The sequence below is a fragment of the Corallococcus sp. EGB genome (genome assembly GCF_019968905.1).
In the GTDB taxonomy this organism is placed as follows: domain Bacteria; phylum Myxococcota; class Myxococcia; order Myxococcales; family Myxococcaceae; genus Corallococcus.
Genome location: NZ_CP079946.1, coordinates 2,527,587 through 2,549,937 on the forward strand (window position 1 = coordinate 2,527,587; position 22,351 = coordinate 2,549,937).

Here is a 22,351-nt window from a genome sequence, read left to right on the forward strand (position 1 = left end):
GTCTATCGGGCTCGACTGCGCGGGACGGATGAGGCGGAGGTTGTCCTGGTACGGAAGCAGCCGGGACGAGTCTCCGCTCAGCTTCGGCTCCGCATCGAGCCCGAATACCTCGCCGTGGGTGTGCAGGCAGACGCGCTCCCTGGAGGCCTGGCCGTGATGCGGTCGGAGCTGACGACGGCGATGCGCGACGCAGACGATGTGGTTGAGGCTGCCCTGGAGCAGGCCGGCGTGCTTGAGGATCTACTTACACGAGCGGCTTCGCGGCCCGTTCAGGCGCCGGCGAGCAGTTCACCGGAGCGCGCTGCGCATGGCGCGAAGCCCGCACCGATTGCTCCTATGGTGGAACCCCAGAAGCCTCGCCGGCATCTGCTGGGGCGGTGGGTATTGTCCAGTGGGCTTGCGGTAGCCGCCGTCGCGGGCATTTCGCTCTGGGCTAATCCGCCGCCCGCACCGCAGCCCATCGATGTAGAGCCTGTGGTGGACGTCCCCGCGACGCCCAGTAATGTCGTCTGGGCCGACGTCCTGACTGGTTCGTCGACGTCTTCGCCGATGGCGATTGAGCGGATCGTTGTCCCGAAGAAGCCGCTGCCAGGTCAAGCCGTCCCACCGTGCCCTTCGCCGGCCCGGGACCTCAACGGAGCCTGTTGGGTGAAGGTCGATTCGGATCCGCCGTGCCCGAAGAACACCGCCGAGTATCGGGGAGGTTGCTACATCCCGGTGCCTGAGAACCCCGACAAGAAGGTTCCGTTGAGCAGCAGTGCGCGCCCATTTCCGCAGTAGCAGCATCTTGACGGTGGGCAGTACCCAGCCGCATAGTGATTAAGAGCAGCAACGCAGGAACTCGCTGACGGATAGCAGCGAGAAAACCCCACAGCCGTTTTCGAACGGCACAACTTAGAGCGCTGGGCAACCCAGGCAGGTGCTGGGGGCGGGCGCTCCGGCGGTACGCGCACGGATCTATCCGACGTGCGCGTGCCCGCCGTCTTCGTGGGGTGCGCGATGACTCGGAATTCCCTTCGTAGCCGTCTCCAACTTCGGACGGTGCGTCCATGCATGGCACCTCCGTCGCTCACGCTCCCCACGTCGAGGCTCGGCCCTCGCGTGATTGGGGCGGTGCGCTGTCGCAGCTGCGGCCCCAGCGCGACCGCGCGGTTCGCACCCTTCTCGCACCCTCCCTGAGCTGGCGCGCAAGTTGCTCTTCGCGCGCGTGTCCTGGCCGGCCCTCCGGCGTGGGCACCGCGCTGCCCGGGTGACAACCTTTCAGGTTGTTGCCACATTTCAAACCTAGACCTTAGTTCAGTGCTGCGCGGCGGGGGTATTCGATGACGGAGAACGATGTGGTGGAAGCTGGGCACCTTGAGGCGCGGGCCTCTGTGTCCCGCTCCGAGGATGCGTTGACGAAGAAGCGGCAGCGCCGCAAGCCGGTGCCACTGGAGGAGTTGCCGACGGGCCTGTGGACCGTGGGTGACTGCGCCCGCTACCTCGGGAAGTCGGACGACTGGGTCTACAAGCGGAGCGCCGACGGCACGCTGCCGATGCGCAAGCACGGCGCGGACAACCGCTACGTGCCCGCGGAAATCGTGGCCTGGGCCACACGGGCGAAGGGGCAGTAACCGTGGGCTCCATTCACGCGCGAGGTCCCGGGGTATGGGAGCTGGTGTTCCGCAAGGCGAATAAGCACCGCGGCTACGACCGGGTGCATGGGACAAAGTCCGAGGCGAAGAAGCGGCTCGCGGAGCTGGAGGTGCGGGAGGAGCGCATCCGGCTCAACCTGGAGGTCCCGCCCATCCTGCAGACGGTCGAGGACGCCTACGAAGACCATCGCGACTCGCTGCGTGAGCTGCGCAGCTTCGCCAGCGTTGATGGCCGCTGGCGGAACCACATCCTCCCCACGCTGGGGCGGACCCTGGTCCACCAGGTCACCCCGGAGGACATCTCCAAGCTGCTGCGCGCGAAGGCGAAGGCCGGGTCGATGCGCGGCGAGGGGGGAACTGCGCTCTCGCCCCAGACCGTGAGGCACCTGCGCATCCACCTCTTCCGGTTCTTCACGTGGGCCATCGAAGAGAAGCGGCTCTTCCGGGGCGAGAACCCGGTCGCGCGGGCATGGGAGCCGGAGGTGTTGGAGCCGGAGCCGCAGGCGCTCGAACTGGCACAGGTGGAGGCCATTGCTGCCGCCGCCCTGGACACGGACGTCGCCGACCTTATTCGCACGGCCGTCCTCACCGGGCTGCGCCGCGGGGAACTCATTGCCCTCATCTGGGCTGACGTGGACCTGGAGGACCGCATCATCCGCGTGAAGCGGAGCGGCGATAGCAAGACCACCAAGGGGGGGAAGAGTCGGCCCGTTCCCATCCCCCTCGCGCTCCTGCCCCACCTGGAGCGTCGCCGCCGCGAGAGCCGGAGCAACTATGTGTTTCCGTCGCCCGCGGGGGGCATGAACCGTCCGGACTGGGACGTAAACGCCCTCTTCCAGACGGCGCTGAAGCGGGCGGGACTCGTCGATGGCTACGAGCACACCTGCGGCACAACGCGCGCGCCGGCCACCGGTGAGCGGCACGGACGCGCGAAGTTAAAGGCGGCCCAGGTCCGGGACGTTCGCCGCCGCGCTGCCGCAGGAGAGGGGCCCACGGCGCTCGCGAAGGCCTTCGGGGTGTCCCGGCGCACCATCGGACTCATCATCAAGGGTGAGCGCTGGGGCGGGGCCGCCCAAGCGGCAGGTGGGTGTGGGCACACCGAGACGCACCCGGACAACGCGGCCCGGGAGTGCCCGGCCTGCAAGGTGCAGATGCAGGCGAAGGCGCTCCCCGCGCGGTTCCTCTTCAAGCACCTGCGCTCCACGTACCTCACGCACGTGGTGGAACGGACTGGCGACCTCAAGGTGAGCCAGGACCTGGGCGGTCACAGCGATGACCGTGTCACCCGAAGGCACTACGCGAAGACGAAGGAGAAGCACCTCCGCGAGCAGGTGGACCGGGCCTTCGCGTCCGTGGTTGCGGATGAGGGGACTTAGGAATCCGCCACCAACAATTCACCAACAAACCGAGCCGAAAGCAGCCTGACGCAGCCCGACAGAACCTAACGACGTATCGAGAAAACCGAGGGAAAACGATGGGATACGAGCGTAGCCGAACGCAACCAAAGGGAGCCAAAACCCGAAACCGGCCTTCGAAGCCGAGGGTTGGGGGTTCAAGTCCCTCTGGGTGCACTCCCTTTCCCAGCTCCTTCCGGTTTGAAAGCGAGACGCCCGCGCCCCTCTCTTCCGGGACGCGGGCGTTGTTCATTTCGCCATCACTCGGGCCTTCAGGCGTCCGGGTTCGTCGCGGCCCGGTCCTTGGCGGACGGCACCTGGCAGCGCAGCTCCGTCTCCGCCTCCAGCGCGGTGAGGTTCTCGCGCATGGCCTTGGCCCACTTGGCCCGGGGCTGCTCCATCAACTTCTCGTGCGCCAGGTCGATGGTCTCGCTCAGCTCGTCGTCGGACAGCTCGGACGTGGTCTTGCCCTTGTGCGGGCCGAACGCCACCACCACCGCGGCGGCCTTGGGTCGCTCGGGCGTCTGCGCCACGGGCACCGCCGCCGCCGTCTTGGCCGGTGCCAGCGGCAGGTCCACGTCCAGCCGCGACTCCTCCTTCTCCGGGGCCCGCGCCGTCTCCACCTTGGGGGACTCCGCGGGGGCGGGGGCCAGGGTGGGGAAGGATGCCTTCACCGGCCCGGGCTTGGAGCCCAGCACCTCGTAGGCACCGGACGCGGGGGCCGGCTCGTCGTGCGCGTCGTACTCCTCGGCCGGCATCTCCTCGCGCACGTACAGGCCGCCGAACGCCTCCGGGTACGCCTTGCGCAGCGCCGCCACGCGCGCGCACTTCTCGATCATCGTCGTGGGAATCTTGGCCCACAGGGGCGTCTGCTGGACGTAGCCGGAGAAGTCCAGCCACACGACGACGGGCAGCTTCCCCTCGCGCACCACGCGCGACCAGGCACCCACCAGGGCGCCCTTGCGCTTGGCCGGGTTGAATCGGTGCACCACTTCCCCCTTGCCCTGGTCCACGACGATTTCATCCTCGGCGAACACCGCGCTCGCCTGGATGCCCTTGAAGTCCGGGAAGCGCTCCGCCCGGGCGAGCATCCCCGCCTCCGACGGCTGGAACTCGTACTTCGTCACCCAGTTGGGCCGCTCGCGGTTGCCGATGTTCTGGCGGCGCGCCACGCAGAAGGCCTCCTTGAGGAGCGGATCCAACCCGCTGCGCTTGCACTGCTCGATGAAGAGGGCGAACTCGTCCTCGCTGATTCCCCGAGGGCAGATGGTCCGCTTCACCAGGTCCACCCGCTCCCGGTTCCAGGCCGCGCCCTGCGGCGACGTCGTTGCCTCCGCCTTCACATTCGCATCCATCACTGTGTCTCCAGCACCGCTCGAAAAGGCGGACGACCCTCGCCCGCCCACATGGTTGCCGCGGGCTCACGGCGCATGACCGGTGGGGCAGGGGCCCGGAGGGGCACCTGCTACAGGCCTGCAGCGCGAAGCGCGGCGTGGATCAACATGCGAGCCGGGCAGACCCTTCGCATCGCTTCCCGGTGCCAGGGACGGCCGGCCGCACGCCGGGCATCCGGTTCCAGCGCGGAGAATGTGAGGGGTGTGCAAAAACGTTTTGACAGGACAGGCGGCGCCCGGTATTCACCGCGCCACCTCGGACGTCGCGCAGCCAACGCGGCAGACGGACCAAGCCGGGAGCGTAGCTCAATTGGCAGAGCAATGGACTCTTAATCCATAGGTTGTGGGTTCGATTCCCTCCGCTCTCACTCGCAGGGCCCCTTCTGGAAACGGAAGGGGCCCTGTGTCTTTTCCGGCATGCGCTGGCCTGTCCCGCCGCCTCTGGAAAGCCCCTGTCCCCTACGGACGTTTCGCGGTAGGACGGTCGCACGACGCGTCGGGCGGGTGGCGAAACTGGTAGACGCGCCAGACTTAGGATCTGGTACCGCAAGGTGTGAGGGTTCGAGTCCCTCCTCGCCCATTTCGCGTTGACCCGTTCGTGCCTATCCCCTAAAGCCGCACGTCCCACTTTCCGGTTGCCGCCCCGGGACGCGAAGGCCCGTGGAGGCGGCGAGCGAGGCCCGCATGAAGGTCCAGGTCGAAGAGCTCTCTCCCATCGAGAAGAAGCTCTCCATCGAGGTCGACAACGCCCGCGTTGCTGAGGAGCTCAACCGCGCCTACGCCGCGCTCAGCGGCCAGGTGCGGCTGCCCGGCTTCCGCCAGGGCAAGGTTCCCCGCCGCATCCTCGAGCAGAAGTACCGCGAGCAGGTGGAGGACGACGTCATCCAGCGCGTCGTGCAGCGCGCCTACCTGGACGCCGTGCGCGAGCACAAGGTGGAGGCGGTCTCCTCCCCGCAGGTCACCAACTCCGGCCTCAAGCCCGGCGCCCCGTTCAACTTCGAGGCGCGCGTGGAGGTGAAGCCGCGCGTGGAGGCCAAGGACTTCGAGGGCCTGTCCCTCACCAAGGTGGACACCGCCGTCACCGACGACGCGGTGAACCAGCAGATCGAGCAGATGCGCCAGAACCTGGGCCGCATCGAGCCCGTCACCGACCGCGACACCGCGGCCCAGGGTGATCAGGTCACCATCGACTTCGAGGCGAAGGTGGACGGCAACGCCTTCCCGGGCAGCAAGGCGGACGGCATTGGCGTGCGCGTGCAGGACGGCGACCTCATCCAGGGCAACATCCCGCAGCTGGCGGGCGTGAAGGTCGGCGAGTCCAAGGACGTCGAGTACACCTTCGCCCAGGACTACCAGGCCGAAGAGGTCCGCGGGAAGACGGCCGTCTTCCACATCACCGTCAAGGAGCTGAAGAAGCCGGTGGTGCCGGAGCTCAACGACGACTTCGCCAAGCAGACGGGCATCGCGCAGACGGTGGACGAGCTGCGCGCCAAGGTCCGCTCGGACATGGAGAAGGCCCGGAAGAACCAGGCCACCGTGGACGAGCGCGACGCGCTCATCAAGGCGCTCCTGGAGAAGAACCCGTTCGACGTGCCCCGCGCCATGGTGGAGCGCGCCATCGACTCCATGATGGAGGGCGCCTTCCGCCAGATGCAGCGCCAGGGCATCGACCCGCGCCAGCTGGGCCTGGACTTCAACCGCCTGCGCGACGAGATGCGGGAGAAGGCCACCCTGGAGGTGAAGGGCACGCTCCTGTTCGAGGCCATCGCCCAGCAGCAGAACATCCAGGCGTCCGACGAGGACGTGGAGAAGCGCATCGAGGACCTGGCCATTGAAGCCAACCAGCCGGTCGCCCAGGTGAAGAAGTACTTCAAGGGCCCGGACGAGCGCCTTGGGTTGTCTCTGCGACTTCGCGAGGAAAAGACGATTGAATTCCTCAAGGGCCGGGCGAAGTATTCTTGAGGCTTTTTCTTCAAGGCACCTGAGACCCTTCTAGAGGTTCATCCGACATGCCCTTCATGCCCGTCCCCTACGTCATCGAGCAGACCCACCGGGGTGAGCGCTCGTACGACATCTACAGCCGGCTCCTGAAGGACCGCATCGTCATGCTGGGAACGGAGATCGACGATGACGTGGCCAACGCCATCGTCGCCCAGCTCCTGTTCCTGGAGTCCGAGGACCCGGACAAGGACATCAACCTCTACATCAACTCGCCCGGTGGCTCGGTGACGGCCGGTTTGGCCATCTACGACACGATGCAGTACGTCAAGGCGCCCGTCTCCACCATCTGCGTGGGGCAGGCGGCCTCCATGGGCGCCGTGCTGCTGCTCGCCGGCGCGAAGGGCAAGCGCTACTCGCTGCCCTCCAGCCGCATCATGATCCACCAGCCGCTGGGTGGCGCACGCGGGCAGGCGACGGACATCGAAATCCAGGCCCGTGAAATCCTTCGCATGAAGGCCAAGCTCAACGAGCTCATCGTCAAGCACACCGGCCAGTCAATCGAGCGCGTGGAGAAGGACACGGACCGCGACTACTTCATGGGCGCCACGGAGGCGAAGGCGTACGGCATCATCGACGCCATCCAGGACCCCCGGAAGGTGCCGGGCGGCGTGAAGCAGGAAGAGAAGAAGTAGACACACCGACATGCGTGGCGGGCCGGGGCGTCAAGCACCCGGTCGGCGGCCGGGGGTGCTGGGAATCTTCTCCCGCGCCTCCGGCCTTCGCGTTTCTCCCATCGCCGGCATTTTCCCCTTGTTAAGTACCCGGAAGGTGCGTGGACGTCCCGGATGGGGGCTGACTAGATTGGGAAGGGGCAGGGGACCGGACGCGAAGCGGGTTGGGGCCTTTCAGGCGCAGCGAGGGATTTCATGGCGGGTAAGAACGTGGAGAAGCGAGACAACCAGACCCTCTGCTGCTCCTTCTGCGGCAAGTCGCAGAAGGAGGTGAAGAAGCTCATCGCGGGACCGACGGTCTACATCTGCGACGAGTGCATCGGGCTGTGCAACGACATCATCGCGGAGGAGATCGACCGCGAGGAGACCAAGGACACCAAGCTGCGCATCCCCCGGCCCTCTGAAATCAAGGCCGTGCTGGATGAGTACGTGGTGGGCCAGGAGCGCGCGAAGAAGACGCTCTCCGTGGCGGTGCACAACCACTACAAGCGCATCGAGTCCAAGGTCGCCATGGACGACGTGGAGCTGCAGAAGAGCAACATCCTGCTGCTCGGCCCCACGGGCTCCGGCAAGACGCTGCTCGCGCAGACCCTGGCGCGCATCCTCAACGTCCCCTTCACCATCGCGGACGCCACGTGCCTCACGGAGGCCGGCTACGTCGGTGAGGACGTGGAGAACATCATCGTCAACCTGCTCCAGGCCGCGGACCACGACATCGAGCGTGCGCAGCGGGGCATCGTCTACATCGACGAAATCGACAAGATCGCCCGCAAGTCGGAGAACCCCTCCATCACCCGCGACGTGAGCGGCGAGGGCGTGCAGCAGGCGCTCCTGAAGATCATTGAAGGCACGGTGGCCAATGTCCCGCCCAAGGGGGGCCGCAAGCACCCGCAGCAGGAGTTCCTGCAGGTGGACACCACCAACATCCTCTTCATCTGCGGCGGCGCGTTCGGCGGCCTGGAGCAGGTGATTGAGCGGCGCCTCGGCGGGCGCAGCCTGGGCTTCGGCGCGGAGATCCAGTCCCGCAAGCAGCGCAACCTCAGCGAGTTGCTCAAGCACGTGGAGCCGGAGGACCTGCTCAAGTTCGGCATGATTCCGGAGTTCATCGGCCGTCTGCCCATCATCACCGCGCTGGAGGAGCTGGACGAGACGGCGCTCGTGAACATCCTGGCGGAGCCGAAGAACGCGCTCACCAAGCAGTATCGCAAGCTCTTCGAGCTGGACGGCGTGTCGCTGAAGTTCACCGACGGCGCGCTCAAGGCCATCGCGTCGGAGGCCATCCGCCGCAAGGCGGGGGCTCGCGGCCTGCGCTCCATCCTGGAGACGGCCATGCTGGACGTGATGTACGAAATCCCGTCCCGCAAGACGGCCCGCGAGGTGCTCATCTCCGAGGAGGTCATCCTCAAGAAGAGCGAGCCCGTCGTCCTGCACTCGCAGGACAACAAGGAGACGCCGGAGCCGAAGAAGGAATCCGCCTGAGTTGAGGCGGCACATCCCTCGGCGCCCGTGAGGGCCTGAAGGAGATGGCGGGGCGCGTCACGGTCACGGACCGGGGCGCGCCCTTCGTCCTTTCCAGGGGGGCATCCGGGCGTGGGGGCGGGGCGCGCTTTTTTCCGGGCCGGGGGCGGGGGCTTCTTGTATCTGCTGTCCCCCATGAGAAAGCTCCTCATGCCTGCCCTGCTGTCGCTCGCAGCCTGCACCTCCGCGAAGGAAGCCACGCGCGAAGAAGCCCCCGCCGCGTCCCAGCCGACGTCGAGCGCTCCGGCCCAGGAGGGCCCCTCTCGCATGGCCTACCCGGCGACCCGTTCCGAAGCGGTGATGGACACGCTGCACGGCCAGCAGGTGGCGGACCCGTACCGCTGGCTGGAGGACGAGAAGGCTCCGGAGGTGCAGGCGTGGATGAAGGCGCAGGACGGCTTCGCTCGCGATGCGCTGGCGAAGCTGCCGGGCCGTGACGCGCTGGCGAAGCGCTTCACGGAGCTCTTCTACGTGGACTCGGTGACGGCGCCCTTCCGCCGCGGGCAGCGCTACTTCTACATGCGCACCCACAAGGACAAGGAGAAGGCCATCGTCTACTGGAAGGACGGCGAGTCCGGACAGGAGAAGGTGCTGCTGGACCCGAACGTCATGAGCAAGGACGGCCCGGTGTCCCTGGGCCGCTGGGTGCCGTCGTGGGACGGCAAGCGCGTGGCCTTCCCGGTGCGCCCCAACGCCGCGGACGAGGCCACCCTGCACGTCATCGACGTGGACACCGGCGAGTGGTCCAAGGTGGATGTGATTGAGGGCGCGAAGTACGCCGACACGCACTGGACCCCGGACGGCAAGGGCTTCTACTACGAGTGGCTGCCCACGGACCCCTCCATCCCCGTGGACGCGCGCCCCGGCTACACCGAGCTCCGCTTCCACAAGCTGGGCGAGGACCCGAAGAAGGACGCGGTGGTGCACGAGCGCACCGGCGACCCGACCACCTTCCTCCAGGGCGACCTGTCGCGCGACGGCAAGTACCTCTTCGCGTCCATCCTGCGCGGCTGGAGCGAGAACGACGTCTACTGGAAGCACCCGGGAGAGAAGGACTGGCGGCTGCTCGTGAAGGGCAAGGGCGCCAAGTACAGCGTCATCCCGTGGAAGGACCGCTTCTACGTCGTCACCGACGAGGGCGCCCCGCGCCAGCGCGTCTTCGCCGTGGACCCGAAGAAGTCCGAGCGCGCGAACTGGAAGGAAATCGTGGCGGAGGACCCGAAGGCGGCGCTGGAGAGCGTGTCGCTGGTGGGCGGCCACCTGGCGCTGGAGTACCTCAAGGACGCGACCACGGAGCTGCGCATCGCCACGCTGGAGGGCAAGCCGGTGCGCACCGTGCAGCTGCCGGGCGTGGGCGCCGCCAGCAACCTCATGGGCCTGGAGGACCAGGACGACGCCTACTTCTCCTACAGCTCCTTCACCACGCCGCGGCAGGTGTACCGGACGTCCGTGAAGAGCGGGAAGGTGGACCTGTGGGCGAAGGTGGAAGTGCCCATGGACCCGGACGCGTACACGACGGAGCAGGTCTTCTACACGTCGAAGGACGGCACGCGCGTGCCCATGTTCCTCGTCTACAAGAAGGGCCTGAAGAAGGACGGCACCGCGCCCACGCTGCTGTACGGCTACGGCGGCTTCTTCGTCAGCATGCAGCCCACCTTCCGCGCGAGCATCCTCCCGTGGCTGGACGCGGGCGGCATCTACGCGGTGGCCAACCTGCGCGGCGGTGGTGAGTACGGCACCGCGTGGCACGAGGCGGGCCGGGGCGCGAACAAGCAGAACGTGTTCGACGACTTCGCGGGCGCGGCCGAGTACCTGGCGAAGGAGCAGTACACGCAAGCGAAGAAGCTGGCCATCTACGGCGGCAGCAACGGCGGCCTGCTGGTGGGCGCGGCGATGACGCAGCACCCGGAGCTGTACGGCGCGGTGGTGTGCGGCGTGCCGCTTCTGGACATGGTGCGCTTCCACCTCTTCGGCAGCGGGCGGACCTGGGTGCCGGAGTACGGGTCGGCGGAGGACGCGGCGCAGTTCAAGACGCTGTACGCCTACTCGCCCTACCACCACGTGCGGCAGGACGTGCGGTACCCGGCCCTCCTGATGATGAGCTCGGACCACGACGACCGCGTGGACCCCATGCATGCGCGCAAGTTCGTGGCGGCGGTGCAGAACGCGAAGGGCAATTCCGCGCCCACGCTGCTACGCATCGAGGCGAACGCCGGCCACGGCGGGGCGGACCAGGTGGCCAAGGCCATCGAGTCCAGCGTGGACATGTATGCCTTCCTCTTCCAGGCCCTGGACGTGGCCCGGCCGGATGCCGGGGTGGCGGCCGAGAGCCGCTAGAATCGGGCCGGGACACCGTTCTGCCTTCGGGTGTTCCCTTGAAGGCAGGGTGCGGAACCCCCAATCTGTGCGGGGAACGGGTCCTGCGACCGGCGTGTTATAGAGCGGTGTTTCACCCTGCATGCGCGCTTGGGCGCCATGTGGGCAACTCTTGAAGGGCCTGCCTGTACGGCAGGCCAGCGGGTGGCGGATACATGTTCTTCGGACGTGACGACAAGAAGGAAGCCCAGAAGCGGGGACTGACCATCCCGCTCTTGCCCCTTCGGGACATCATCGTGTTCCCGCACATGGTGGTTCCGCTGTTCGTCGGCCGGGAGAAGTCCATCGCGGCGCTGAAGGACGCGATGGCCCACAAGGGTCCGGATGACAAGGCTGTCATCCTGCTGGCCGCCCAGAAGAAGGCCAAGACGAACGACCCCTCGCCCGACGACATCTTCCACTTTGGCACCATCGGCCACCTCATCCAGCTGCTCCCGCTGCCGGACGGCACCATGAAGGTGCTGGTGGAGGGCGTGCGCCGCGCCAAGGTGAAGAAGTTCCACCCGAACGACGCCTTCTTCATGGTCGAGGTGGACGAGGTCGAAGAGCAGCTGGAGAAGAGCGTGGAGCTGGAGGCGCTGGTGCGCTCCGTCCACTCCGTCTTCGAAGCCTTCGTGAAGCTCAACAAGCGCATCCCGCCGGAGATGCTGATGCAGGTCGCCAGCATCGACGACCCGGCGCGCCTGGCGGACACCATCGTCGCGCACCTGTCGCTGAAGCTGAACGACAAGCAGGCGCTGCTCGAGACGGAGTCCCCGGCCAAGCGGCTGGAGAAGCTCTACGAGCTGATGCAGGGCGAGATCGAAATCCTCCAGGTGGAGAAGAAGATCCGCACGCGCGTCAAGAAGCAGATGGAGAAGACCCAGAAGGAGTACTACCTGAATGAGCAGATGCAGGCCATTCAGAAGGAGCTGGGTGAGCGCGACGAGTTCAAGAACGAGATCCAGGAGATTGAAGAGAAGCTGAAGAACAAGCGGATGAGCAAGGAGGCCACGCTCAAGGTCAAGAAGGAGCTGAAGAAGCTCCGGATGATGAGCCCGATGAGCGCCGAGGCCACGGTCGTCCGCAACTACATCGACTGGATCATCAGCCTGCCCTGGTACGACGAGACGCAGGACCGGCTGGACGTCACCGAAGCGGAGCGGGTGCTCAACGAGGACCACTACGGCCTGAAGAAGCCGAAGGAGCGCATCCTCGAGTACCTCGCCGTGCAGCAGCTGGTGAAGAAGCTGAAGGGCCCCGTGCTGTGCTTCGTGGGGCCTCCGGGCGTGGGCAAGACGTCGCTGGCGCGCAGCATCGCGCGGGCGACGGGCCGCAAGTTCGTGCGCCTGTCCCTGGGCGGCGTGCGTGACGAGGCGGAGATCCGCGGCCACCGCCGCACGTACATCGGCGCGATGCCGGGCAAGCTCATCCAGTCCCTGAAGAAGGCGGGCAGCAACAACCCCGTGTTCCTCCTGGACGAGATCGACAAGATGTCCACGGACTTCCGTGGCGACCCGAGCGCGGCGCTGCTGGAGGTGCTGGACCCGGAGCAGAACCACAACTTCAATGATCACTACCTGGACCTCGACTACGACCTGTCCAAGGTGATGTTCATCTGCACCGCGAACACGATGCACAACATCCCCGGTCCGCTGCAGGACCGCATGGAGGTCATCCGCATCGCGGGCTACACGGAGCCGGAGAAGCTCTCCATCGCCCGGCGCTACCTGATCCCGAAGGAGCAGGAGGCCAACGGGCTCTCGGACCTCAAGATCGAGATCACCAACGACGCGCTGAAGACCATCGTGCACCGGTACACGCGCGAGTCGGGCGTGCGCTCGCTGGAGCGTGAGATTGGTGGCGTGTTCCGCAAGATCGCCCGCGACGTGCTGAAGAACGGCAAGCGGGACCTCATCGAGGTGGACCGCAAGCAGGCGATGAAGTTCCTGGGCACGCCCCGCTTCCGCTACGGCGTGGCGGAGCGCGAGGACCAGGTGGGCATCGTCACGGGCCTCGCGTGGACGGAGCTGGGCGGTGAGATCCTCACCACGGAAGCCACGTCCATGCCGGGCAAGGGCAAGCTCATCATCACCGGCAAGCTGGGCGAGGTGATGCAGGAGTCCGCCCAGGCGGCCATGTCCTACGTGCGCAGCCGTGCGGAGCGCTTCGGCATCGACCGCAAGGTGTTCGAGAACTACGACATCCACGTCCACCTGCCGGAGGGCGCGATTCCCAAGGACGGTCCGTCCGCGGGCGTCACCATGGCCACGGCGCTGGTGAGCGCGCTGACGCGCGTGCCGGTCCGCAAGGACGTGGCGATGACGGGTGAAATCACGCTGCGCGGCCGCGTGCTCCCCATCGGCGGTCTGAAGGAGAAGACGCTGGCGGCGCACCGCGCGGGCATCAAGACGGTCCTGATTCCGAAGGCGAACAAGAAGGACCTGAAGGACATCCCGCTGAAGATCCGCAAGGCGCTGCGCATCGTCCCGGTGGAGTTCGTGGACGACGTGCTGCGCGAGGCCCTGCTCCTGGAGAAGCCGGAGGAGTTCGGCCGCAAGGGCGCCGGGGACAACCTGAAGACGGGGCTGACCGTGGCGGAGGCCGTGTCCACGCCGTCGCAGGCCTGATGTTCGGTTGAGTTCCGGGCCCCTTGGTGGGCCCGGGCGGGGTGACGAAGCCAGGATGCCGGCCGACCAGGAGTCGCCGGTCTCCTGGCTTCTCTCTTTTCCGGAGCGTGTCGGGGTACAACGTGGGCGGTGGCTCCCCGCGCGCGAATCCTGTCCTACTCCCTGGTGCTGGTGATGGCCGCGGCCTGCGGGCCGTGCGGCTTCCAGCCCGAGCCGGGCGTGAAGGTGGTGGTGCCGGCGATGCCCACCACGCTCGACTGGAGCCATTCGGATCCTCAGAGCTGGGTGAACTACCCGGTGATGCTGGCCACGCAGAAGGGGCTCACCACGTTGGGGGCGGACCACTCGGTCCAGCCGGGCCTGGCGGAGCGGTGGGAGCGTGAGACGGACGCGGCCGGGCATGAGGTCTACACGTTCCACCTTCGCCCGGACGTGACGTGGTCGGACGGTTCTCCCGTCACGGCGCGCGACTTCGTCTTCGGGTGGCACCGCGCCCTCCTGGGCCGCGAGCGCGGCGAGATGGCGGACCTGGAGGGGGCGGAAGGGGTGCTCGCGCTGCTGGAGCGTGGGGCGCCGGAGGCGGAGGTGCAGGCGGCGCTGGCTCGCGTGGGCGTGGAGGCGGTGGATGCCCGGACGCTGCGGGTGACGCTGGCGCGGCCTCGGAGCTACTTCCTGGCGCGGCTCGCGAACGTGTACCTGTTCTTTCCCGCTCCTTCCGCGGACCTGGAGGCGAAGTCCGAGGAGGCGGTGCGCGACTACTTCGACCGGCCTCGCGATGGGCGTCCGTTGGCGGTGGGGCCCTACCGCGTGGAGCGGTGGGATCGGGCGGGGGAGCGCGTGCGGCTGGTCTACAACCCTCGCAGCGCGTTTCCGCCTCCGCTGGAGCCCGGAGAGACACCGGCGCCGGTGTTGACGCTGATGAAGTCGGAGATCGGCCCCGCGCTGTATGAGCGGGGCCGGGTGGACTTCGTCTTCGTGGACAGCGCGGCGGCGTTGCGCGGGATGAAGGCCGCGGACCTGAAGCGTGAGCCGCTGTTGTCCACGTACTTCCTGGGCTTCAACACGGAGCGCCCACCGTTGGACCGGCCGGAGGTGCGCCGGGCGGTGGCTCGGGCGCTGGACCGGGAGGCGCTGCTCGCGGGGCTGTTGCCGGCTGCTCGGGCAACGAACGTGCTGCTGCCTCCGGAGCTGCCGGATGCGGCGACGCCGGAGCAGGCGGCTCGACTGCCTCGCTATGAGCCGGAGCGGGCGAAGGCGGAGCTGGCGGGCGCGGTGGGATTGGACCGGCCGCTGCGGCTGGTGGTGAAGGCGGGGGATTCGTTCGTGCCGGAGGAGGCGCTGGCGGAGCGCATCGCGGCGCAGCTTGCTCGGGTGGGCGTGCAGGTGGTGGTGGACGCGCGGTCGGACTTCTCCGCGGAGGTGGCGCGGAGGACGCCGCAGGGGCCTCGTGCGTATGACCTGTACCTGCGGCGGCTGGGCGCGGACTACGCGCACCCGAACACGTTCTTCACGCTGTTCGAGCGGCAGGGCAATCACCAGACGGGATGGGAGACGCAGGGCGGCGGCGAGCCGATGCGCCGCTTCGAGCAGTTGCTGGAGGAGGCGGACGGCGACCCCGACCCCGTGCACGCGCGGGAGCTGTACGTGAAGGCGCAGGAGCTGTTGGTGGGGGAGGAGGCCGTCATCGCGCCGCTGTACCACCCGGACCGCTACTTCCGGGCTCGGGCCCGGCTGCATGGCCTGGACGTGGATCCGTTCAACTTCCTCGCGTTGCGTGCACTGCGGCTGGGGCCGGATGAGAACCCCGCCGCCCGCGCGGAAGGGCAGGGGCCCTAGCGCATGCGCCTCATCGCGGCACGCCTCGTGCGCCAGCTTGTGCTCGTCCCTGTCGTGGCGGTGGCCTCGTACTTCCTCATGGCCGCGTTGCCGCTCACCACGGAGAACGACAACAAGCGGCAGGTGTCCCCGGAGCTGGCGGCCTCGTATCAGCGAGACCTGGGCATTGGTGAACCGCTCGGGTTCCTGCGGCCGTGGGAGAAGCTCTTCGCGGGGGAACGCCTGGGCACCAGCGCTCAGGGCATCACCGGCGATGAGCTGTTGCAGAAGCTCTCTGGCAGCGTGGGCGTGGGCCTCGTCGCGCTGCCCCTGGCCCTTGCCTGGGCGGTGGGCTTCGCGCTTCTTCGTACCCGTTGGCGGCGCGGGCGCTTCGCCGTGATGGGCGACGTGCTCCCTGCCCTCGCGTTCGGGACACCTGTGTTCATCCCCGCGCTGCTCCTGGCCCCCGCCGTGGTGGAGCGCGGACACCTGTTGCCGGAGCTGTGCGCGGCGGTCGTCATCGCCATCTGGCCCGGGACGTTCCTGGGCACGCTCGTGGGCGATGCCCTGGAGACCGAGCTGTCCCGCGACTACGCGCGCACCGCGCTCAGCAAGGGCCTGGACTCCGGCACCGTGCTGCGCCGCCATGTCCTCCCCAACGTGTGGCCCGCGCTCCTGGACGCGGTGACTCCCGTCGCCACGGCGTTGCTCGCGGGCTCGTTCGCCGCGGAGCGCGTCTTCGGCCTGCCGTACTTCGGCCAGCTCTACGTGCTCGCGGTCCTCAACAAGCAGGTCGCCGTCGTCGTCGTGTCCACCACCACGTTCGCCACCGTGCTCGTCGTCGTGAGCCTCACCGTGGAGCTCTTGCGCATGCTCGTGGATCCGCGCGCCCGGGAGGCCCGCGCTTGAGCCGCGTTCCCGTGCGCGCCTGGGTGGGACTGGTGCTCCTCGTGGGCCTGGGCGCGTTGAGCCTCGTCGCCGGCCGCCTGTTCCCGGAGGCGCTCGCGCAGACCTGCCCGCTCGGCTGGGACTTGAACCGCCCTGACCGCAGCGTGTGCGAGCTGGCCTTCGGTGGCCTGTGGGTGTCCCTGGCCGTGGGGCTCGCGTCCGGTGCGCTGTCCACCGTGCTGGGGCTGGCTGTCGCGGCGCTCGCGCGGCTGTCCGGTGGCGTGACGGAGCAGGTGCTCCTGCGGGCCGTCGATGCCGTGTTCGCGCTGCCGGACGTGCTCGTGGTGATGGTGCTCCAGCTCGCGGGCCAGTCCCTCCTGGACGCGGGCATGACCCGCGGCCTGGGCCCCTTCGGCTTGATGGTGACGTCACTGGCCCTGGTGGGCTGGGCCGGCCCCGCGCGCATGTTCCGCGACCGCCTGGCCACGCTGGAGGGCCAGGAGTACGTCGCCGCGGCGCGCGCCCTGGGCGGCGGAGGCCCGCACATCCTCCGCGTGCACCTGTGGCCGCTGCTGCGCCCCTTCGTGCTGGCCGTGTTCCTGAGCCGCCTGCCGAGCGCCATCCTCACCGAGTCCACGGTGAGCTTCTTCGGCATCGCCCGCATGGAGCCCATGTCCCTGGGCCGCTACCTGGGCACGTCCTACGCCGCGCTCATCTACGAGGGCGGCGGACGCGTGGTGGTGCCTGCCTGGGGACTGCTCGTCCTGCTGGTGCTTGGCGCCTCGCTCGCTTCACAGGCGCTGGGGGGAGGTACCCGTCGCGAAGTGTGAGGAATGCCCCACATTGGGGCGGAGGTTTCACTCGGACGGAAACCCTTTGCCCTCAGGTGGACACCATGTCGCTCCCTACGGAAGAAATCCCCCTCTCGCCTGCCCGTGATGAGCGTCCGCGTGACGATGGCCTGCGCAAGGAGACGGTCCGGGGTTCGGTGCTGGTGGTGGAGGATGATCCCACCCACCGCGAGCTCCTGGTGGAGCTGGTGAGTGGCTGGGGCTACGACGCCATCCAGGTGGGCAGCGCGGAGGAAGCCGAGTTCGCCGTGCGCAACAAGCGCATGGACGCCGCCATCGTGGACGTGTTCCTGCCCGGCCGCAGCGGCACCACCCTCATGTCCCGGCTGCGTGAGCGCTTCCCTCAGGCCGTGCTCATCGGCGTGAGCGCCATGAGCGACGCGGCCACCGCGCGCAAGTGCAAGGGCCTGGGCGCGGATGGCTTCATCGGCAAGCCGTTGGATCCGGAGAAGCTGGCCAAGGCGCTGCAGTCCAAGCACCAGAGCTGGCACTGAGCACGGCAGGGGAGCGGGTTCCGGTTGCACACCCCCGCCGGACGGCCGATGCTCCCTGGCGTGAAGAACCTTGCCTCCGGCTTCCTGCTGGCCATGCCCCAGCTTGGAGACCCGAACTTCTACCGCTCGGTCATCCTGATGCTCGAGCACGGGGAGACGGGCTCCATGGGGCTCGTCGTGAACCGGGGAGCGCCCCTGACGCTCGGTGAGCTGGCGCGCGGTCAGTCGATGGAGATCGCGACGGACCGCGTGTCGCAGCCGGTGTTCGTGGGCGGCCCGGTGGAGCCCCAGCGCGGCTTCGTGCTGCACGACGACGACACCGTCGCGGAGAAGCACCCCGTCCTGCCCGGCCTCTACCTGAGCGTCACCCTGGACGCGCTGGGGCCGCTGCTGCAGCGGACGAACCCTCGCGTGCGCTTCTGCCTGGGCTACGCGGGCTGGGGCCCCAAGCAGTTGGAGACGGAGATCGCGGCCGGCTCGTGGCTGTTCGCGGACGCCACCGCGGACGCGGTGCTGGGCCAGGACCCGGCGAAATTGTGGGATGCCACCTTGCGCGGCCTGGGCGTGGACCCGGCCATGCTGGTGATGGGAAAGGGGATGAACTGATGCTCGACGCCGAGACGCTGCGCCGTTACCTCCTGGAGGCCCTGCCGGGCTCGGAGGTGGAGTTGAACGACACCACGGGGACGGGAGACCACTTCGAGGCGCGCGTCATCTCCCCCGCCTTCACCGGCAAGACGATGGTGGAGCAGCACCAGCTGGTGTACGCGCCCTTGCAGCCGTGGCTGAAGTCCGGCGAGCTGCACGCGCTGGCGCTCAAGACCTATTCGCCCGAGCAGTGGAAGAAGCTCGGGCCCCGCTGAAGAAGGAGCAACGTTTCATGGATCCGACCCTCAAGGCCCAGTTCGACGAGACGGTGAAGTCGCACCCCATCGTCCTCTTCATGAAGGGCAACGCCCTGTTCCCCCAGTGCGGCTTCTCCGCGCGCGCGCTCCAGCTGCTCCAGCCGCTGGGCCCGGTGCACACGGTGGACGTGCTGGCGGACCCCGCCGTGCGCCAGGGCATCAAGGACTACTCCAACTGGCCCACGATTCCGCAGGTCTACATCCACGGGAAGTTCGTGGGTGGCTCGGACATCCTGATGGAGCTGGCCGAGCGCGGCGAGCTGCAGGACCTGGTCTCCGCAGGCCCCGCGAAGTAGTCGGGCTTCCCGCTCGGGGGGCAGGGAGGCCCGGGGGGAAGACCCGGGCCCCGTCCCCCGCGTAGACTGGGCGGCGGTCGCCAAGAGGGGTTGAACGCCGCCGTGCTCACCGTCACACCGCCTGAGTCGAAGCCGCAGGACGCATCCACCGAAGTGCCCGGAAGCCCGGTGGAGGGCGGTCCGCTGCCTCCCGGCGCGAACGTCGTGGCCGCCACGCCCGGCGCCGCGGTCGCGGATCCGGATGACCTCGTGAGCACGGAGAAGACGCCCACGCTGGTGGACCGCGTGCAGGCCTTCCGCGCGAAGTACGAGAAGCAGGAGATGGCCCTCTTCTTCTTCGCGGGCTTCCTCTACGACGTCCTCACGCTGAGCCCCGTCGACGATGTGCTCACGGAGGTCCAGAACTTCGCGTACCTGGCCATCCTCGCGGTCCTGCTGGTGCTGGAGCAGCGCTACCCCGAAGGCGTCGAGCCGCCGAAGCTCCTGTCCAAGGTGTGGCGCTTTCGCGAGGACGCGCTGCACTTCTTCCTGGGCAGCCTGCTGAGCGCCTTCACGCTGTTCCTCTTCAAGAGCTCGTCGGGCATCACGCCGCTCTTGTTCATGGCGGGCATGTTCGGCTTGCTGGTGGCGAACGAGCTGCCGCGCTTCCGGCAGCTGGGCCCCGTCATCCGCGTGGCCGTCTTCAGCCTGTGCGTGACGCTGTACTTCGCGTCGCTGCTGCCGGTGCTGCTGGGGCGGTTGGGGTGGTGGATCTTCGCGCTGTCCGTCGCGCTGGGCTGCGGGAGCGTGTACGGGCTGTTCCGCGTGGTCCAGCGGTGGCGCCCGGACGCGAAGGCGCTGCTGCGCTCGGTGGCGGTGCCCGGCTTCGCCGCGCAGGCGCTGCTGCTCGGGTGCTACCTGCTGGGCATCATCCCGCCGGTGCCCCTGGCGGTGCAGTACAGCGGCATCTACCACTCGGTGAAGCGCGTCTCCCCGGGCGTGTATCACCTGACGTCGGAGTCGCAGCCCTGGTGGAAGGTGTGGACGGCGTTCCACCACGGGGACCAGGACTTCATGGTGCGCGCCGGTGAGCAGCCCGTGTACTTCTTCCGCATCTTCGCCCCCAAGGGCTTCGAGCAGTACCGCGTGCGCGTGCGCTGGTACTTCGACCACCCGGAGAAGGGCTGGACGGCGCTGGGCAAGGGCTTCCTCGCCACGGTGAGCAGCAACGGCACGGAGGGCGGCTACCGCTACTACGCGCAGCCGGGCACCACGCCCAAGCCCGGCGACTGGCGCGTGGTGCTGGAGACGGAGGACGGGCATGAGATCAACCGCCTGAACTTCACCGTCACCGAGGACACGCGCACCGAGCCGCGCCCGGAGAAGGTGGACGTGTCCGTGCTCAAGGTCATCAAGCCCATCTCGCTGGAGGACTGGCAGAAGCTCCAGCCCGCCGTCATGCCCGCGGCGGCGACCGCGCCGGTGGAAGCGGCCCCGGCGCCGGCGCCTTGAGCAGCGTCACCTGACCCAGCAGCACCGGCACCGCCGTCTCCACGCGCAGGATGCGGGGGCCCAGCGAGAAGGGCTGGAAGGCGTGCGTCTCCAGCAGCTGGGCCTCGAAGGGCACCCAGCCTCCGTCCGGGCCGATGGCGAGCACCACCCGCGTGGCGTGCGCGATGTCCCGGGCCTGGAGCGAGTGGGTGGCGGGCGGGTGGGGGAGCAGGCGCAGGGGCTCCGGGCCGAAGACGGTGTTCAGCTCGTCCTCGACGAAGGGGCGGAAGCGCTCGCGGATCAGCACCTCCGGCAGGCGCGTGTCGCGGGCCTGCTCCAGGCCCTGGAGGAGCAACTCGCGGACGAAGGCCTCGTTCAGCACCTTGGAGTCGAAGTAGCTCTTCTCCACGCGCGCCGCGTTCACCAGCACGATGCGGTCCACGCCCAGGGAGGCCACGGCGGGCAGGACCTTCTTGAGCGCCTTGGGGCGGGGGATGGCCAGGAGCAGGTCCACGCCCGCCCGGGGCGGGGGCGCTTCCGTGAGGTCCACGCGCAGGTGGAGCACGCCGGGGGTGTTCTCCAGCACCTCGCCCGTGCCGGTGAGGCCGTTCAGGCGGCCCACGCGCAGGGATTCGCCGGGTTCGGCCTTGAGGACCTCCCGGGCGTGCTGGGCGCGGCGGCCGGTGAGCCGGGCGGAGCCGTCCGGCTGGAAGTCCTCGTCGAAGAGCAGGAGCAGGTTCACGGTCCCCCATGTAGCCGTTCCCGGCCGGGCAGGGGAGGGGGCGAGCCTCCAGGACGGGCCGCTCCGGACGCTCGCGCCCGGGGCCGTGATAAAGGGCCACAGCGTGCGTACCTTCTGCATCAAGTGTCTGCGTCCTGAAAGCGCGTGCTACTGCGCGCATGTCCCCCAGCTCCAGACGCGCACGCGCGTGGTGTTCCTCCAGCATCCACGGGAGCGGCGCGTGGCCATCGGCACGGCGCGCATGGCGCACCTGTCGCTGCCGAACTCGGAGCTGCACCGGGGCGTGGACTTCACCGGACACGCCCGGCTGGAGGAGCTGGCGAAGAACCCCGAGCGCGTCGCGGTGCTCTTCCCGGGCGAGGATGCCATCACGGTGGAAGAGGCCCAGGCGAACCCGCCGGAGACGCTCATCGTCGTGGACGGCACCTGGCCGCAGGCGAAGAAGGTGGTGATGCGCAACCCGGTGCTCGCGGCGCTGCCGCGCATCGGCTTCGTGCCGCGCCGCCCGAGCAACTACCGCATCCGCGCGGAGCCCGCGGACCACTGCGTCTCCACCATCGAGGCGGTGGCGGAGATTTTGGGCCAGCTGGAGGGCAAGCCGGACTACTTCGACCGCATGCTGGGCGCGTTCGAGTTCATGGTGGACACGCAGCTGGAGCGGCAGGAGACGCGCACGACGCCCAACCGCCGCCGCATCTACAAGGGGGAGTGGCGCCCGCCGCTGGAGCTGCGCTCGCTGGCGGAGGCCTCGGACCGGCTGGTCCTCTTCTACGCGGAGGCGAACGCGCACCCGCTGGAGTCGGGCATCCCGCCGGAGCTGGTGCACCTGGTGGCGGTCCGCTTCGCCACGGGCGAGCGCTTCGAGGCCGTGATTTCGCCGGAGCAGCCGCTCGCGCACAGCACGCCGCTGCACGTGGAGCTGTCAGAGGAGGAGCTGCGCGCCGGTGAGCCGCGCGCGCAGGCGCTGGCCCGCTTCGAGGCCTTCCTGCGGCCGGACGACGAGCTGACGGTGTGGACCACGTTCGCCCTGGACCTGCTCTGGAACGGGGGCCTGGCGCGCAGGGCCGCGCGCAACGTGCGGCTGGCCACGGCGCGGGCGCTCAAGGGCAAGGCGGGCGGCGTGGAGCAGGCGGTGGAGCTGCTCAAGGCGACGGAGGTGGCCACGTGGGCCCGGGGCCGCGCGGGCCGCCGCATCAGCGCGCTGGAGTCCGTGACGCGCGAGCTGGTGCGCCGTGGAAACGCGACGGAGCCGCCCGCGAAGCTGCCTCGCACCGGCTCCGAGGGCTGAGGCCC

General features: G+C 68.6%; 19 protein-coding genes and 3 tRNA genes. 20 read left to right on the forward strand and 2 right to left on the reverse strand.

Annotated elements, in window-relative coordinates; all coding sequences use genetic code 11:
• Window positions 1–156: 156 nt before the first annotated feature.
• The 4 genes from KYK13_RS10850 to KYK13_RS10865 all read left to right on the forward strand — a co-directional run bounded on the left by KYK13_RS10850 (window position 157) and on the right by KYK13_RS10865 (window position 3,205).
• A complete protein-coding gene (locus tag KYK13_RS10850; RefSeq protein WP_223643994.1) occupies window positions 157–780 on the forward strand; it encodes a hypothetical protein in 624 nt (207 codons plus the stop codon).
• A 593-nt stretch (window positions 781–1,373) separates the two neighbouring features.
• Window positions 1,374–1,613, forward strand: a complete 240-nt coding sequence (locus tag KYK13_RS10855) for a helix-turn-helix domain-containing protein (protein WP_223643995.1) — start codon at window positions 1,374–1,376, stop codon at window positions 1,611–1,613.
• Between the two features lie 2 nt (window positions 1,614–1,615).
• Entirely contained in the window at window positions 1,616–3,010 is a 1,395-nt protein-coding gene (locus KYK13_RS10860; RefSeq protein WP_223643996.1) for a tyrosine-type recombinase/integrase, read from the forward strand.
• Between the two features lie 121 nt (window positions 3,011–3,131).
• Window positions 3,132–3,205, forward strand: a tRNA-Leu gene (locus tag KYK13_RS10865).
• A 95-nt stretch (window positions 3,206–3,300) separates the two neighbouring features.
• Here KYK13_RS10865 and bet read toward each other — a convergent pair.
• Window positions 3,301–4,383 (reverse strand): phage recombination protein Bet, encoded by a 1,083-nt coding sequence (gene bet, locus KYK13_RS10870; protein ID WP_223643997.1) that lies wholly within the window; start codon window positions 4,381–4,383, stop codon window positions 3,301–3,303.
• Between the two features lie 334 nt (window positions 4,384–4,717).
• On the opposite strand from bet, the gene KYK13_RS10875 reads away from it, so the two are divergent.
• The 15 genes from KYK13_RS10875 to KYK13_RS10945 all read left to right on the forward strand — a co-directional run bounded on the left by KYK13_RS10875 (window position 4,718) and on the right by KYK13_RS10945 (window position 20,337).
• Window positions 4,718–4,790, forward strand: a tRNA-Lys gene (locus KYK13_RS10875).
• Between the two features lie 130 nt (window positions 4,791–4,920).
• Window positions 4,921–5,002: transfer RNA gene (locus KYK13_RS10880), tRNA-Leu, on the forward strand.
• Between the two features lie 104 nt (window positions 5,003–5,106).
• Window positions 5,107–6,384: a trigger factor gene (tig, locus tag KYK13_RS10885; RefSeq protein ID WP_223643998.1), complete on the forward strand. Its 1,278-nt coding sequence runs from the start codon at window positions 5,107–5,109 to the stop codon at window positions 6,382–6,384.
• 47 nt (window positions 6,385–6,431) lie between these two features.
• Complete coding sequence (clpP, locus tag KYK13_RS10890) at window positions 6,432–7,055, forward strand: ATP-dependent Clp endopeptidase proteolytic subunit ClpP (protein WP_223643999.1); 624 nt, start codon at window positions 6,432–6,434, stop codon at window positions 7,053–7,055.
• Window positions 7,056–7,289: 234 nt separating this feature from the next.
• Window positions 7,290–8,573: an ATP-dependent Clp protease ATP-binding subunit ClpX gene (clpX, locus tag KYK13_RS10895; protein WP_223644000.1), complete on the forward strand. Its 1,284-nt coding sequence runs from the start codon at window positions 7,290–7,292 to the stop codon at window positions 8,571–8,573.
• A gap of 189 nt (window positions 8,574–8,762) precedes the next feature.
• Window positions 8,763–10,949 carry a prolyl oligopeptidase family protein gene (locus KYK13_RS10900; protein ID WP_223644001.1) on the forward strand — a complete coding sequence of 729 codons (2,187 nt, stop codon included), beginning with the start codon at window positions 8,763–8,765 and terminating at the stop codon, window positions 10,947–10,949.
• A 194-nt stretch (window positions 10,950–11,143) separates the two neighbouring features.
• Complete coding sequence (gene lon, locus KYK13_RS10905; RefSeq protein ID WP_223644002.1) at window positions 11,144–13,597, forward strand: endopeptidase La; 2,454 nt, start codon at window positions 11,144–11,146, stop codon at window positions 13,595–13,597.
• Window positions 13,598–13,771: 174 nt separating this feature from the next.
• Complete coding sequence (locus tag KYK13_RS10910; RefSeq protein WP_370645408.1) at window positions 13,772–15,433, forward strand: peptide ABC transporter substrate-binding protein; 1,662 nt, start codon at window positions 13,772–13,774, stop codon at window positions 15,431–15,433.
• Window positions 15,434–15,436: 3 nt separating this feature from the next.
• Window positions 15,437–16,321 carry an ABC transporter permease subunit gene (locus KYK13_RS10915; protein WP_223644004.1) on the forward strand — a complete coding sequence of 295 codons (885 nt, stop codon included), beginning with the start codon at window positions 15,437–15,439 and terminating at the stop codon, window positions 16,319–16,321.
• Window positions 16,318–17,130, forward strand: coding sequence for an ABC transporter permease subunit (locus tag KYK13_RS10920; RefSeq protein ID WP_223644005.1), 813 nt, complete (start codon window positions 16,318–16,320; stop codon window positions 17,128–17,130). The genes KYK13_RS10915 and KYK13_RS10920 overlap by 4 nt, the downstream gene beginning before the upstream one ends.
• Window positions 17,131–17,195: 65 nt before the next feature.
• Window positions 17,196–17,645 carry a response regulator gene (locus KYK13_RS10925; RefSeq protein WP_223644006.1) on the forward strand — a complete coding sequence of 150 codons (450 nt, stop codon included), beginning with the start codon at window positions 17,196–17,198 and terminating at the stop codon, window positions 17,643–17,645.
• Window positions 17,646–17,705: 60 nt separating this feature from the next.
• Window positions 17,706–18,251, forward strand: coding sequence for a YqgE/AlgH family protein (locus tag KYK13_RS10930; RefSeq protein ID WP_223644007.1), 546 nt, complete (start codon window positions 17,706–17,708; stop codon window positions 18,249–18,251).
• Window positions 18,251–18,508: a BolA family protein gene (locus KYK13_RS10935; protein WP_223644008.1), complete on the forward strand. Its 258-nt coding sequence runs from the start codon at window positions 18,251–18,253 to the stop codon at window positions 18,506–18,508. The genes KYK13_RS10930 and KYK13_RS10935 overlap by 1 nt, the downstream gene beginning before the upstream one ends.
• A 17-nt stretch (window positions 18,509–18,525) precedes the next feature.
• The gene (grxD, locus tag KYK13_RS10940; RefSeq protein ID WP_223644009.1) at window positions 18,526–18,846 is read left to right on the forward strand and encodes a Grx4 family monothiol glutaredoxin; all 321 of its coding nucleotides are present in this window, start codon (window positions 18,526–18,528) and stop codon (window positions 18,844–18,846) included.
• 102 nt (window positions 18,847–18,948) lie between these two features.
• Window positions 18,949–20,337: a DUF2914 domain-containing protein gene (locus tag KYK13_RS10945; protein ID WP_370645409.1), complete on the forward strand. Its 1,389-nt coding sequence runs from the start codon at window positions 18,949–18,951 to the stop codon at window positions 20,335–20,337.
• Here KYK13_RS10945 and KYK13_RS10950 read toward each other — a convergent pair.
• The gene (locus KYK13_RS10950; protein ID WP_223644011.1) at window positions 20,282–21,058 is read right to left on the reverse strand and encodes a 16S rRNA (uracil(1498)-N(3))-methyltransferase; all 777 of its coding nucleotides are present in this window, start codon (window positions 21,056–21,058) and stop codon (window positions 20,282–20,284) included. The genes KYK13_RS10945 and KYK13_RS10950 overlap by 56 nt on opposite strands.
• Before the next feature lie 103 nt (window positions 21,059–21,161).
• Here KYK13_RS10950 and KYK13_RS10955 point away from each other — a divergent pair, with 103 nt between their 5' ends.
• A complete protein-coding gene (locus KYK13_RS10955) occupies window positions 21,162–22,346 on the forward strand; it encodes a tRNA-uridine aminocarboxypropyltransferase (RefSeq protein WP_223644012.1) in 1,185 nt (394 codons plus the stop codon).
• Window positions 22,347–22,351 lie beyond the last annotated feature (5 nt).

Excerpts from the sequence above, each read along its gene's own strand:
- KYK13_RS10850 (WP_223643994.1), top strand. The coding sequence starts at position 157 with ATGCGGTCGGAGCTGACGACGGCGATGCGCGACGCAGACGATGTGGTT.
- clpP (WP_223643999.1), top strand. The coding sequence starts at position 6,432 with ATGCCCTTCATGCCCGTCCCCTACGTCATCGAGCAGACCCACCGGGGT.
- KYK13_RS10900 (WP_223644001.1), top strand. The coding sequence starts at position 8,763 with ATGCCTGCCCTGCTGTCGCTCGCAGCCTGCACCTCCGCGAAGGAAGCC.
- KYK13_RS10910 (WP_370645408.1), top strand. The coding sequence starts at position 13,772 with ATGGCCGCGGCCTGCGGGCCGTGCGGCTTCCAGCCCGAGCCGGGCGTG.
- clpX (WP_223644000.1), top strand. The coding sequence starts at position 7,290 with ATGGCGGGTAAGAACGTGGAGAAGCGAGACAACCAGACCCTCTGCTGC.
- lon (WP_223644002.1), top strand. The coding sequence starts at position 11,144 with ATGTTCTTCGGACGTGACGACAAGAAGGAAGCCCAGAAGCGGGGACTG.
- tig (WP_223643998.1), top strand. The coding sequence starts at position 5,107 with ATGAAGGTCCAGGTCGAAGAGCTCTCTCCCATCGAGAAGAAGCTCTCC.
- bet (WP_223643997.1), bottom strand. The coding sequence starts at position 4,383 with ATGGATGCGAATGTGAAGGCGGAGGCAACGACGTCGCCGCAGGGCGCG.
- KYK13_RS10935 (WP_223644008.1), top strand. The coding sequence starts at position 18,251 with ATGCTCGACGCCGAGACGCTGCGCCGTTACCTCCTGGAGGCCCTGCCG.
- grxD (WP_223644009.1), top strand. The coding sequence starts at position 18,526 with ATGGATCCGACCCTCAAGGCCCAGTTCGACGAGACGGTGAAGTCGCAC.
- KYK13_RS10915 (WP_223644004.1), top strand. The coding sequence starts at position 15,437 with ATGCGCCTCATCGCGGCACGCCTCGTGCGCCAGCTTGTGCTCGTCCCT.
- KYK13_RS10925 (WP_223644006.1), top strand. The coding sequence starts at position 17,196 with ATGTCGCTCCCTACGGAAGAAATCCCCCTCTCGCCTGCCCGTGATGAG.